Raw genomic sequence first — 13,555 nt, forward strand, 5'->3', positions numbered from 1 at the left:
TACACATGTCAATACAGACACCCAAAGAAATCGGAAGTATCCAGTTCGGGTTGATGGACCCGGAGACGTACCGAGACATGTCCGCGACGAAGGTCATCACCGCGGACACCTACGACGACGACGGTTACCCCATCGACATGGGTCTCATGGACCCGCGTCTGGGCGTCATCGACCCCGGTCTGCAGTGCCGCACCTGCGGCCAGCACTCGGGGTCGTGTAACGGGCACTTCGGCCACATCGAACTGGCCGCGCCCGTCATCCACGTCGGTTTCACGAAGCTCATCCGTCGCCTGCTCCGTTCGACCTGCCGCGAGTGCGGTCGCCTCGCGCTCACGCAGGAAGAAGCAGACGACTACCGCGACAAACTCGGTCGCACGAAGGAACTCGGCGACGACTGGAGCGACGTGATGAAGTCGGCAGTCCGGCAGGCCCGCAAGGCCCACCGCTGTCCGCACTGTAGCTCCCCCCAGCACGACATCAAACACGAGAAGCCGACGACCTACTACGAGGTCCAGAACGTGCTCGCCGGGGACTTCTCCGAGCGCATCGCCGAAGCGATGCAGCCGGACCCCGACGACGAGGACGACGAAGGCATCTCGCCGGTCGACCTCGCCGAGAAGGCTGACCTCCCCGCAGAGCGCGTCAACCAAGTGCTCGCCGGTGAGTTCCGCCCCGTCGGCGACGACCGGAAGGCGCTGGAGAAGGCACTCGGTATCGACCTGACCGAAGAGGACATGAACAAGCTGATGCCCTCGGACATCCGCGACTGGTTCGAGGACATCCCGGACGAGGACCTCATCACGCTCGGTATCGACCCCGAACGGTCGCGCCCCGAGTGGATGATTCTGACCGTCCTCCCCGTCCCGCCGGTCACCGCTCGACCGTCAATCACGCTGGACAACGGTCAGCGCTCCGAGGACGACCTGACCCACAAGCTCGTCGACATCATCCGCATCAACCAGCGGTTCATGGAGAACCGCGAGGCCGGTGCGCCGCAACTGATTATCGAGGACCTGTGGGAACTGCTCCAGTACCACGTCACCACGTTCATCGACAACGAGATTTCGGGCACGCCGCCGGCACGCCACCGCTCCGGCCGCCCGCTCAAGACGCTCAGCCAGCGTCTGAAGGGCAAGGAAGGTCGCTTCCGTGGCTCGCTGTCCGGTAAGCGTGTCAACTTCTCCGCGCGTACCGTCATCTCGCCGGACCCGACGCTCTCGCTCAACGAGGTCGGTGTCCCGGACCGTGTCGCCACCGAGATGACCCAGACGATGAACGTCACCGACCGCAACATCGGCGAGGCTCGACAGTACGTCCGTAACGGACCTGAGAGCCACCCCGGTGCGAACTACGTCCGTCGTCCCGACGGCCGTCGCCTGAAGGTGACAGAGAAGAACTGCGAGGAACTCGCAGAGAAGGTCGAAGTCAGCTGGGAGGTCAACCGCCACCTCGTCGACGGTGACATCGTCATCTTCAACCGACAGCCATCGCTGCACCGGATGTCCATCATGGCGCACGAAGTCGTCGTGATGCCGTACAAGACGTTCCGCCTGAACACTGTCGTCTGTCCGCCGTACAACGCAGACTTCGACGGCGACGAGATGAACATGCACGCCCTCCAGAACGAGGAGGCCCGTGCCGAGGCGCGCGTCCTCATGCGTGTCCAAGAGCAGATTCTCTCGCCGCGCTTCGGTGAGAACATCATCGGGGCCATTCAGGACCACATTTCGGGAACGTACCTGCTCACCCACGACAACCCGCACTTCGTCGAGACGCAGGCGCTCGACCTGCTCCGCGCGACGCGCGTGGACACGCTTCCCGAACCCGCTGGCGAAGACGACGATGGTACCCCGTACTGGACGGGCCAGCAGATTTTCTCCGAACTCCTGCCCGACGACCTGAACATGGAGTTCACGTCGAAGGTCGGCGACACCGTCGTCATCGAAGACGGCCAACTCCTCGAGGGAACCATCGACGAGGACGCAGTCGGTGCCTTCGGTGGCGAGATTGTCGACGTGCTCGCGAAGGACTACTCGAAGACGCGCTCGCGCATCTTCATCAACGAGATTGCCTCGTTGGCGATGCGCGCAATCATGCACTTCGGGCTGTCTATCGGTATCGACGACGAGTCGATTCCGGACGAAGCGACCGCACAGGTCGACGAGGCCATCGACGCCGCCTACGACAAGATTCAGGAACTCATCGAGATTTACGAGGCGGGCGAACTCGAATCGCTGCCGGGTCGCTCGGTCGACGAGACGCTCGAAATGAAGATTATGCAGCGTCTCGGCAAGGCGCGTGACTCTGCTGGTGAAATCGCAGAGGACCACTTCGACGAGGACAACCCGGCAGTGGTGATGTCCAAGTCCGGTGCGCGTGCATCCATGCTCAACCTGACGCAGATGGCTGGCTGTGTCGGCCAGCAGGCAGTTCGTGGCGAGCGTATCAACCGCGGGTACGAAGAGCGTACCCTGAGCCACTACCAGAAAGGCGACCTCTCGGCAGAGGCCCACGGCTTCGTCGAGAACTCCTACTGTGCCGGTCTCACCCCGCGTGAGTTCTTCTTCCACGCGATGGGTGGCCGTGAGGGGCTCGTCGACACTGCAGTCCGTACCTCGAAGTCCGGGTACCTGCAGCGTCGTCTCATCAACGCCCTGTCCGAACTCGAAGCGCAGTACGACGGCTCCGTCCGAGACACCTCGGGCACCATCGTCCAGTTCGAATTCGGCGAAGACGGCACGAGCCCGGTGAAGGTCTCGTCGGGCGACGACAAGCCAATCGACGTCGACGCCATCGCGGACCGTGTCGTCGATGCGGAGTTCAGCTCCGACGAAGAGAAAGAACGGTTCCTCGGCGAGCGCGCGCCGAAGACGAACCTCTCCGAGCACGGCGTCTCGGCCCGTGCAGAGGTGGAATCCGATGACTGAACACGAACCCGAATCCGACTACGAACACGTCGACGCCGACGCCGTCGACGTCGTCGAGGCGGCCGACGTCCCTCGACGCCTGAAAGAGGAGATTTACCAGACTATCGACGACCGCGAGGGCGTCACGAGCCAGCAGGCGGCTGAAATCGCGAAGGCCGTCGAGACGCGCTACCGCGACACTCGCGTTGACGCGCTCGACCCCGTCGGCACGGTGTCTGCACAGTCTATCGGTGAGCCGGGGACGCAGATGACGATGAACACGTTCCACTTCGCGGGCGTCGCGGAGATTGACGTGACACAGGGGCTTCCCCGCCTCATCGAACTGGTGGACGCCCGGAAGACTCCGGACACGCCGATGATGACGGTCCACCTCGAAGACGAGTACGCGAAGGACCGCGACCTCGCTCATCAGGTCGTCTGGGACATCGAATCGACGAAGATTCTTGCCCTCGGTGACATCTCGACGAACGTCGCCGACATGGTCGTTCAAATCAACCTGAACGACGACACGCTCCAAGAGCGCTGGCCGACCTACGACGACGTGGGCGTCATCGCCAGCGAAATCGCCGACACCATCGAAGATGCCCTCGGCGTCAAGACGCGTCGGCAGGGGACCATCATCGAGTTCGGTCCCGAGAGCCCGAGCTACCGTCGGCTCCTACAACTCGTCGAGGAACTCCGCGACATCGTCTTCAAGGGTATCGAAGAGGTCTCGCGCGTCGTCATCCGCAAGGAACAGAACGACGACACCGACGAGGAAGAGTTCGTCCTCTACACCGAAGGGTCGGCCTTCGGCGACGTGCTCTCTATCGAGGGCGTCGACGCCTCTCGCACCACGTCGAACAACATCCACGAGGTGCACAAGCAACTCGGTATCGAGGCGGCTCGCGAGGCTATCATCGACGAGACGATGAACACGCTCAAAGAGCAGGGTCTCGACGACGTGAACATCCGTCACCTGATGTTGGTCGCGGACATCATGACCAACAACGGCGAAATCGAGTCCATCGGCCGCCACGGCATCTCCGGGTCGAAGGAGTCCGTTCTCGCGCGTGCAGCGTTCGAGGTTACGGTCAACCACCTGCTCGACGCCGCCATCCACGGCGAAGAAGACGACCTCGACGGTGTCATCGAGAACGTCATCGTCGGCAAGCCAATCGCCATCGGGACTGGCGACGTGGACCTCCGCATGGGGTCGCTCGACGTCGACGACGCCGACGCGGGCGCAGCACCCGAACCGTCTGACGACTGACGATGAAAGTCACGCTGTCGGATGCGGCACGCCGGTTCGTCGTCCTCTTCGAGGACGAGACCGGAGCGACGGCGCACGACTGTCTCGTCTTCGACGACCGGGTCGTCTTCCTCGTCGCCGCGGGCGACATGGCGACGGCAATCGGCCCCGGTGGTCGAACGGTGCAGGCGGTCGAGCGCCAAATCGGACGCACGGTCGAACTGGTCGAAGACGCCGACACGCCTGAGGCGTTCGTCGCGAGCGCCCTCGCGCCGGCCGCAGTCAGACACGTGACGATTTCGCGGCAGAACGACACTGTGGCGTACGTCGAAGTCGAAGAAGACGACCGCGGTGTCGCCATCGGCTCCGGCGGGAAGACCATCGATACCGCCCGGACACTGGCGCGACGACACTACGACATCGACGACATCCAGTTGACGTAGGCCGTCGCGTCGGCCGCCGCACCCGGATTGTTCTCGCTGCGGCCACACGTTTTTGCTGTCCGCGCTCGCCTGAGTAGGCATGGCTGCGAGTGCAACGAGCGCCACGAGCACTGGTTCTTTCTCTGTACCGAGCGTTGGCTCTGTTCCGGCACAGATTGACTTCGGCCTTTTCCGCGGGTACGAGGGCGTTGCGGGCGCAGCCCTCGGGTTCGTCGTCGGAACGGTCGTCGTCTACGCCGTCGGACGTCTCCTTTTCGTCCCGGCAGTCGCGAGCGTCGTCAGTTCGCGGAATCAGAACAACCCGACGCTGGAGACGGCGACACAGACGTACGCGCACGTCTTCGTCGTACTCCTCGCAGCGTTGGCGGGAGTCGTCGGTGCCGGATACGGCGAAACACTGACCGATGGCGCGCTCATCATCGCCGCGTTGACTCTGGTTGTCGGTGTCGCCGGTCAGGAGGTCATCGGGGCGCTCATCAGTGGCCTCTTTCTCGTCGCCGACCCCGACTTCAACGTCGGTGATTGGATTTCGTGGCCTGGCGGTGAGGGTGTCATCGAGGCCGTGGATTTCCGGGTCACGCGCGTACGAACCATCAATAACGAGACGGTCACCGTTCCCAACACCGAACTCACGACGAACTCGCTTCTCAGGCCGTACGGGCGAGAACGGTACCGGATTACGGAACGCGTCGATATCGCCTACAGCGACGACGCGGAACTGGCACTGCGCGAACTCGTCGAAATCGCCCGCGAAGACGACCGAATCGTCGAGACGCCCGCGCCCAACTCTCGAATCATCGAGTTCGCGGGGAGCAGCGTCGGCCTCCGTGCAGAGTTCTGGGTGGAATCGCCGATGGACGTCGACCTCGTGGACGTGCGCTCGAAGTTCCGACGACGAGTCAAACTTCGATTCGATTCGGAGGGGCTGACGCTCGGCCCGGCGTCCGGCCGTGAGGTGAGCGGTCACCTCGACGTCGACCTCGTCGAGGGGTGACACGACAGCCCCAACGACAACTTCTCCGGTCACTTCAGTCCCTCTTCGCCAGCGTGCGCCCGTCTTTTGATTCCGTGAAACGCCCTCAGATTCGTCCTTAGGGGTCGCTAACCGGAGCTGAATCCGTCTCGCCGGATTCGAAAAGGGAGGCTTAAGTAGCTCCATCTGGAAATCACGTCCACTATGGCAAACGGCAAATACGCCGCGCGGAAGCTCAAGAAGGACCGGCAGAAACGCCGCTGGTCCGACTCGGGCTACGCACGACGCGAGCGTGGACTCGGCAAGAAGTCTGACCCCCTCGAAGGTGCCCCGCAGGGCCGCGGTATCGTCCTCGAGAAGGTCGGCATCGAAGCAAAGCAGCCGAACTCGGCAATCCGAAAGTGTGTCCGTGTGCAGCTCATCAAGAACGGAAAGCAGGTCACTGCCTTCTGTCCTGGTGACGGCGCAATCTCGTTCATCGACGAGCACGACGAAGTTACCATCGCCGGTATCGGTGGTGCGAAGGGTCGTGCGATGGGTGACCTTTCCGGTGTCAACTACAAGGTCGAGAAGGTCAACGGTGTCTCGATGATCGAACTCGTCCGCGGAAACGCAGAAAAGCCGGTGCGATAATATGTCTGAAAGCGACGCCCCCGAACCCGAGTCCCCCGCCAGCAGCGACGAAGCAAAGCAGAACGCGCTTCTGTTCGGCGAGTGGGATGTCTCCGAGATCGAGTACAGCGCCCCGGGCATGAGCCGCTACATCAAGGCGACGCCGATTGCCCACACGATGGGCCGTCACGCCTCGAAGCAGTTCAAGAAGTCCGAAATCAGCATCGTCGAGCGCCTCGTCAACCGTCTGATGCAGACGGAAGACAACACGGGTCACAAGCAGAAGACGATGAAAATCGTCCGCGATGCGTTCGACATCGTCGCCGAGGAGACCGACGAGAACCCGGTTCAGATTCTCGTCACCGCCGTCGAGAACGCCGGTCCCCGCGAGGAGACCGTCCGCCTCAAGTACGGTGGCATCTCGGTCCCGCAGGCCGTCGACGTCGCACCCCAGCGCCGTGTCGACCAGGCCCTGAAGTTCATCGCACAGGGTACCCTCAGCGGCTCGTACAAGTCTAAGACCAGCGCCGCCGAAGCGCTCGCACAGCAGCTCATCGGTGCCGCCGACTACGACGTGCAGGCGTACGCCATCTCGCAGAAAGAAGAGAAAGAGCGCGTCGCAGAAGCGGCCCGGTAATCTCTCAGTTCTCTCTTCGTTTTCTTCTCGGCGAGCGGCTGTGCTATCGAACGCTCGTACCCACTCTCGCTCTCACTTCACTCTCACTCCAGTGACTGTCCCCACCTTGGCACCGCCACGAAACTTATGATTTCTACGTAATATCTATCTGTATGTCTCGACTGTTCTCACGTCGCTCGTTGCTCGCCACTCTCGGTATCGGGTCTCTCGCCGGCTGTCTTCGTGGTGATTCTTCCACCGGGTCGACTACCGACACACCAACACCGACGACCGAGCAGACGACAGCGACGACGACCGCAACTGCGACTCCCGTGCCGCCAGTCACAGAACGGTACGACCTGTCTGTCGACCACGAATCGGCGGCGAGCGAGACCGCATGGGAACCGCCATCCTCACCTCCGCCGACGAAACTCAACGTCGAGCCAGTCGTCGAAAATATCGCGATTCCGTGGGAAGTCACCTTCGCGCCCAACGGCGACCTATTCGTCTCCGAGCGTCCGGGTCGCATTCTCCGGTACAACGCTGGTGCGCTGGAGGCGTCGTTCGAAGCTAAAGACGTGGTCGACGCCAGCGCAGTCGCCCACGGAGAAGAAGGTGGCTGGTGGGCTGCGGGCGGTGAGGGTGGGTTGATGGGGCTGGCAGTCCACCCACGGTATCCCACAGTACCTGTCGTCTACGCTGTCTACACCTACGATGCTGAGGGTGGTCCCCGAAACCGGCTGGTGTGTTTCGACGTCACTGCAGACGACCCCGCGAAGACGGAAACAGTGCTCATCGACGGTATTCCTGGTGCGAACGTCCACAACGGAAGTCGCATCGCGTTCGGCCCAGCGAACTACCTCTGGATGACGACTGGCGATGCCGCCGAGGTCGCGAACGCCGCGGACCCCACGAACCTCGCGGGGGCGGTCCTTCGCCTCGAACCGGACGGAACCGCACCGTCCGGGAACTCTGACTTCGGTTCAGACTCTGACCCTCGGCTCTACACTATCGGCCACCGCAACCCACAGGGGCTCACGTGGCTCCCCGACGGAACGCCGCTCGTTACCGAACACGGCCCCGGCGGAAAAGACGAGATAAACCGCCTCATCGCCGGTGGCAACTACGGGTGGGGAACGATGGAGCCGACGAACCGCAACGCAAAGGGGTACACCGACTCGTCGTTCGCGCGCCCGGTCGTCAACACCGGTTCGAAGACGTGGGCACCGCCGGGATGTGCGTTCTACACCGGGTCGTTCGATGGCTTTCAGAATCGTCTCGTCGTCGGCGGATTGCGGTCACAACGCCTCAACGTCGTTACGCTCGTTCCGTCGGGCGACGACCTTCCCGGTGCGGATTCGGGCACGGTGTTCGACGCGCCGTGGATGGACGCCGAGTACGACGCCGTTGCGCACGCGCGACTCGAAAACGAAGTCGGGCGCATCCGCGACGTCACGCAGGCTCCTGACGGGTCGCTCTTAATTTCGACGTCGAACCGCGACGGTCGCACACGGAGCGACGAGGTAGACTATCCGCGCCCGAACGACGACCGAATCCTGCGGGTCGTTCCGGCGTCTGAGTGACAGGGTCTGAAGCGGCGGCGTCTCAGTCGGCCGCCATGTTCGACCCGACGACGTAGTTTTTCACAACGTCGACGAGCGTCCGGCGGTACTCACTTTCCGAGGGGTCGGTTGCGAGCGTTCGGAAGTGCTCTTTGAACGTCGGAAGCGAGATGTCCGGTGCGTCGTCTGCTGCCGCGTGCGCGAGGTCGTACAGCCGATGGTCAGACGAGATGAGGTCGTGGCGTTCGACGAGTGCGAGCGCGAACGCGGCGTTCACCGCAGTAATATCCGGGTCCGACCCGCCGCTGACGAGTTGTGTGCCGGGGCGCTCTGTGGCCCTCGGGCGGTCGGCGACCGCAGTTGCTAACTGCGATTCGAGGAACTGCACGAGCTTTTCGGCGGGCGCGACGCTGAGCGTCAAGTCGTCCGCGTAGATGTCCTTGCAGTGGTTCGCAATCTGGTAGCAGTGGGCGAGCTTTCGACGTTCGACTGCGCGCCCTGCGAGCGCGAGAAACACCGCTTCCCGAGTCGATTGGTAGTGCGAGGCGTGGCCCGCCTCGTTGAGGGCCATGTGGGAGAGTTCGTGGAGGGCGAACTCTCGGGCCATTGCACTCGTCGCAGCTTTCCGCGAGATGTTGAGGTCGTGTCGGTCTGTATAGTGGGCGGCCCACGTCCGGGAATCTGGGTCGTCGTGCACGCGCACGAAGACTGGGTAGTCGAGGTGGAATTCGGTTTCGAACAGGTCGGCGGCGCTCAAGAACGGGTCTGCCGGTGCGCCTCCGAGTACACGGAGGTCCATTCGTACTGTGTGTAATGGTACCACTGGACAAGACTCTTGCGCTGACCCACCAATCCGTCGGACCGCGTGACTATCGTGACAAAAATGCTCATACCCCGGCAGTAGGATACCTGACAACGCCGAATCCGCTCGGACAAAACACTACTCTTTTGACCCTCCTTCCGGTAGACCTCTGTATAATGGGCCGACGAAAGAAAATCGTCCAAGAATGTGAGAAACTGATGGACAAGCCGGAGCAGATCCGGAACATTGCCATCGCAGCTCACGTCGACCACGGGAAGACGACCCTTTCGGACAACCTCCTCGCGGGCGCAGGCATGATCTCTGACGAGACTGCCGGCCAGCAGCTCGCGATGGACACGAAAGAGGACGAACAGGAACGCGGTATCACGATTGACGCCGCAAACGTCTCGATGACGCACGAATGGGAGGGTGAGAACCACCTTATCAACCTCATCGACACGCCGGGCCACGTCGACTTCGGTGGCGACGTGACGCGTGCGATGCGCGCCGTCGACGGTGCGCTTGTCGTTGTCGACGCCGTCGAGGGTGCCATGCCGCAGACCGAGACGGTGCTGCGCCAGGCACTCCGCGAGGGTGTCAAGCCGGCCCTGTTCATCAACAAGGTCGACCGCCTCATCAACGAGCTGCAGGAAGGTCCCGAGGAGATGCAGCAGCGTCTCGTCGACGTCATCTCCGACGTCAACGAACTCATCCGGGGCATGACCAAAGAGAAGGACTACGATTGGACGGTCTCCGTCGAAGACGGTACCGTCGCCTTCGGGTCCGCCCTCTACAAGTGGGGTGTCTCGATGCCGTCGATGGAAGAGACGGGCATCTCCTTCGGCGACATCATCGACCTCGAACGTGGTGGCGACCGTCAGGAACTCCACGAGCGTACGCCGCTTTCGGACGTCGTGCTCGACATGGTTGCGGAGCACTTCCCCAACCCGCTCGACGCCCAGCCCCGTCGTATCCCGACGGTCTGGCGTGGTGACTCCGAATCCGAGCTCGCGCGCCAGATGCGCGAAGTCGACGACGAAGGCGAAGTCGTCTTCATGGCGACGGACATCTCGATGGACCCCCACGCGGGCGAAATCGCGACGGGCCGCCTCTTCTCCGGTACCATCCGCAAGGGTCAGGAGCTCTACGTCTCCGGTACCGCGGGCAAGAACCGCGTCCAGTCCGTCGGTGTCTTCATGGGTGGCGAGCGCGAGGAACTCGACCGCGGCGTCCCTGCAGGGAACATCGCGGCCGTCACGGGTCTCCGTGACGCAATCGCTGGTTCCACCGTCTCCTCGGTCGAGATGACGCCGTTCGAGTCCATCGAACACATCTCCGAGCCTGTCATCACGAAGTCCGTGGAGGCAGAGCGCATGGACGACCTGCCGAAGCTCATCGAGACGCTCCAGCAGGTCGCAAAGGAAGACCCGACCATCCGCATCGAGATTAACGAGGACACTGGCGAGCACCTGATCTCCGGTCAGGGTGAACTCCACCTCGAAGTCATCACGCAGCGTATCCGCGACAACCAGGGCATCCCGGTCCGCACCGGTGAGCCGATTGTCGTCTACCGCGAGCAGGTCCAGGGCTCCTCTCACGAGGTCGAGGGTGTCTCCCCGAACCGCCACAACAAGTTCTACATCACGGCGGAACCCCTCTCGCAGGACATCGTCGACTCCATCAAGCTCGGCGAAATCTCGATGGACATGCCCGAACTGGAGCGCCGTGAGGCACTGCAGGAAGCCGGCATGGACAAGGACACGTCCCAGAACGTCGAACACATCCACGGGACGAACATCCTCATCGACGACACGAAGGGTATCCAGCACCTCAACGAGACGATGGAACTCGTCATCGAGGGTCTCGAAGAGGCGCTCGACGACGGTCCGCTCGCCGCGGAACCCGTTCAGGGTACGCTCCTCCGTCTCCACGACGCGAAGCTCCACGAGGACACCATCCACCGCGGTCCCGCACAGGTCATCCCTGCGACGCGTGACGCGGTTCACCGCTCGCTCATCGCGGGTCAGGTGAAGCTCCTCGAACCCATCCAGAACGTCCGCATCGACGTTCCCTCGGACTACATGGGCTCGGCCTCCGGCGAGATTCAGGGTCGCCGTGGCCGCGTCGACGACATGTACCAGGAAGGTGACCTCATGGTCATCGAGGGTATCGCACCCGTCGAAGAGATGATTGGCTTCTCGTCTGACGTCCGCTCCGCGACGGAAGGCCGCGCCTCCTGGAACACGGAGAACGCTGGCTTCCGCGTGCTCTCGGACAACCTCCAGCGCGAGAAGATTATGGAGATTCGCGAGCGTAAGGGCATGAAGCTCGAGCTCTCGCAGGCTATCGACTACATCTAAAAGCGCACGACTGCGCTTTCTTTTTGCGTACTGACCCAGCAGCGACGGCGCTGCACTCGTCGGCCCCCTTCGGGCACGCTCGCCAGCGCTGTTCGACGTGGTTCCAGTACAGTCGTGTCTCACCGGTGTAGAATCGTGTGAAATGCCACCACGGTAGTAACATCGGCAAACCGTGACGGCTACGAAGGCTTATACCTCGTGGCCGAATCACGAACACATATGCGTACGGGCACGTACCCCGACTCCTGGCGCGTTGACGCGAAACCACGGCTGAGCCTCGCGTCGCCGACAACACTGTCGGGGCGGCCCATGGAGGTGGGACGATGAGTACACAGGACATCGAATCCGAGAGCGACACCGAAACCGACGGGAGCGGCGAACTCCCACAGCCGCACACGATTCGGCTCGAACTCGTCGACGAGCCCGGGCAACTCCTTTCGGCACTCCAGCCCATCGCCGAAAACGGCGGCAACTTGTTGTCCATCTTCCACGAACGCGGCAATCTGACGCCGCGAGGGCACATCCCAGTCGAAGTCGACCTCGAATGTCCGCCGGACCGGTTCGATATCATCGTCGATGCGCTCCGTGACGCCGGCATCAACGTCATCCGCGCCGGTGCGGAGCACTTCGGTGAGACGGTGTCGCTCATCCTCGTCGGCGACCTCGTGGACACGGACCTCTCTCATACGCTCCACAGCATCGAAGACGGCGCGGAAGCGACTGTGACGGACGTGTCGCTGTCTGCGCCCTCCGGGACGCAGGAGCCGTCCAGTGCTCGCCTCCGACTCGCGACGCGATCCGGGAAGACCGACGAGGCGCTTGCGGTCGTTCGCGACATCGCGGCCGAGAAGGACTTACATGTCGTCGAGCCGCTCACGGAGGGGTCAGCATGAGCCTCAAACTCGCTATCCTCGGTGCGGGCGCAGTCGGCGGGTCCGTTCTCGACCTCGCGGACGATTACGGTCACGACGTCGTCGCCTTCGCGGACTCGTCGTCGTCTGTCTCCGACCCGGCGGGTCTCGACCCCGGATCCGTACACGCACGGAAAGAACGCGATGGCGTCGTCGGCGACGACGACCCTCACGCCGTGTTCGACACCGACTACGAAGTGCTAATCGAGGCTACGCCGACGACGCTCGGCGACGCGGAGCCGGGCTTCTCGCACGTCAAGCGCGCGCTCGCGGACGACCGACACGTCGTCTTGGCGAACAAAGGGCCGGTCGCAGAACGCTACGGCGACCTTCGCGCGCTCGAAGCAGAGAGTGCGGGAACCGTCCAGTTCGAAGCCGCCGTCGGCGGGGCGATTCCGGTCCTCTCGACCATCTCCGACCTCGGCCCGAGCCACGTCACTGCCGCGCGCGGCGTCCTCAACGGGACGGCCAACTTCATCCTCTCGCGGATGGCCGCCGAGGGACTCGACTACGAGCACGTCCTCGCGGAAGCACAGGACCTCGGTGTCGCCGAGACCGACCCCTCGTTCGACGTCGACGGTATCGACGCCGCACTGAAGTTCGTCATCCTCGCCAACGTCCTGAGTGACGGTGACGCTGAGTACCGACTCGACGATGCCGACGTCGAGGGTATCCGAAACGTTCCGGGGTCGGCGCTCGACCTCGCCGCCGAAGACGGTCGGACGGTCCGACTCATCGGCGAGGCAACCTCGTCTGGCGTGCGCGTGGCACCGCGCTTGGTGCCGCAAGGCTCCGCGCTTTCGGTCACTGGCACGCAGAACATCGTTCAGTTGGAGACGACCCACGCCGGCCAGTTGAACATCAGCGGCCGTGGCGCGGGCGGTCCAGAGACGGCAACCGCCGTTTTGTCGGACGTTTCGCGTCTGGAGTAACCGCGTTTCTGGCCTGTACGGGCCATCTTATTGCCGTTCGACCGGTGAGCGGTTCGGCTGTCTCCCTCCATGGTATGGTTCCGCAAATCGCAGTACGCCGGTTAGACGGCCCGTAGAGCGTATCGAAATCGTTTTAGGGGTTTCAGCGAAAACACTCCCCACAGAGCGCCTTAGCGCGTGAATATA

At 62.9% G+C, this 13,555-nt stretch carries 11 protein-coding genes; 10 read left to right on the forward strand and 1 reads right to left on the reverse strand.

What is annotated here, in order from left to right; all coding sequences use genetic code 11:
* The first annotated feature begins 5 nt into the window (after positions 1-5).
* From C453_RS03870 to C453_RS03900, 7 genes are all read left to right on the forward strand, one after another.
* On the forward strand, positions 6-2,927 hold the full coding sequence (locus C453_RS03870) for a DNA-directed RNA polymerase subunit A' (RefSeq protein ID WP_008322820.1): 2,922 nt from the start codon (positions 6-8) through the stop codon (positions 2,925-2,927).
* A complete protein-coding gene (gene rpoA2, locus C453_RS03875; protein ID WP_008322823.1) occupies positions 2,920-4,179 on the forward strand; it encodes a DNA-directed RNA polymerase subunit A'' in 1,260 nt (419 codons plus the stop codon). The genes C453_RS03870 and rpoA2 overlap by 8 nt, the downstream gene beginning before the upstream one ends.
* Before the next feature lie 2 nt (positions 4,180-4,181).
* The gene (locus tag C453_RS03880; protein WP_008322832.1) at positions 4,182-4,601 is read left to right on the forward strand and encodes a NusA-like transcription termination signal-binding factor; all 420 of its coding nucleotides are present in this window, start codon (positions 4,182-4,184) and stop codon (positions 4,599-4,601) included.
* Between the two features lie 79 nt (positions 4,602-4,680).
* The gene (locus tag C453_RS03885) at positions 4,681-5,595 is read left to right on the forward strand and encodes a mechanosensitive ion channel family protein (protein ID WP_008322838.1); all 915 of its coding nucleotides are present in this window, start codon (positions 4,681-4,683) and stop codon (positions 5,593-5,595) included.
* Between the two features lie 183 nt (positions 5,596-5,778).
* Entirely contained in the window at positions 5,779-6,207 is a 429-nt protein-coding gene (locus C453_RS03890) for a 30S ribosomal protein S12 (protein ID WP_007544522.1), read from the forward strand.
* 1 nt (position 6,208) lies between these two features.
* Positions 6,209-6,823 carry a 30S ribosomal protein S7 gene (locus C453_RS03895; RefSeq protein ID WP_008322840.1) on the forward strand — a complete coding sequence of 205 codons (615 nt, stop codon included), beginning with the start codon at positions 6,209-6,211 and terminating at the stop codon, positions 6,821-6,823.
* A 152-nt stretch (positions 6,824-6,975) separates the two neighbouring features.
* On the forward strand, positions 6,976-8,385 hold the full coding sequence (locus C453_RS03900; RefSeq protein WP_008322844.1) for a PQQ-dependent sugar dehydrogenase: 1,410 nt from the start codon (positions 6,976-6,978) through the stop codon (positions 8,383-8,385).
* Between the two features lie 22 nt (positions 8,386-8,407).
* Here the strand turns inward: C453_RS03900 and C453_RS03905 are convergent, their stop codons facing one another.
* On the reverse strand, positions 8,408-9,163 hold the full coding sequence (locus tag C453_RS03905; protein ID WP_008322851.1) for a DUF5781 family protein: 756 nt from the start codon (positions 9,161-9,163) through the stop codon (positions 8,408-8,410).
* 179 nt (positions 9,164-9,342) lie between these two features.
* Here C453_RS03905 and C453_RS03910 point away from each other — a divergent pair, with 179 nt between their 5' ends.
* The 3 genes from C453_RS03910 to C453_RS03920 all read left to right on the forward strand — a co-directional run bounded on the left by C453_RS03910 (position 9,343) and on the right by C453_RS03920 (position 13,369).
* The gene (locus C453_RS03910; RefSeq protein WP_008322855.1) at positions 9,343-11,526 is read left to right on the forward strand and encodes an elongation factor EF-2; all 2,184 of its coding nucleotides are present in this window, start codon (positions 9,343-9,345) and stop codon (positions 11,524-11,526) included.
* 323 nt (positions 11,527-11,849) lie between these two features.
* Positions 11,850-12,419 carry an allosteric regulator of homoserine dehydrogenase gene (locus tag C453_RS03915; protein WP_008322858.1) on the forward strand — a complete coding sequence of 190 codons (570 nt, stop codon included), beginning with the start codon at positions 11,850-11,852 and terminating at the stop codon, positions 12,417-12,419.
* Positions 12,416-13,369, forward strand: a complete 954-nt coding sequence (locus C453_RS03920; protein WP_008322860.1) for a homoserine dehydrogenase — start codon at positions 12,416-12,418, stop codon at positions 13,367-13,369. The genes C453_RS03915 and C453_RS03920 overlap by 4 nt, the downstream gene beginning before the upstream one ends.
* The last annotated feature ends 186 nt before the right edge of the window (positions 13,370-13,555 follow it).

It is taken from the genome of Haloferax elongans ATCC BAA-1513, assembly GCF_000336755.1.
In the GTDB taxonomy this organism is placed as follows: domain Archaea; phylum Halobacteriota; class Halobacteria; order Halobacteriales; family Haloferacaceae; genus Haloferax; species Haloferax elongans.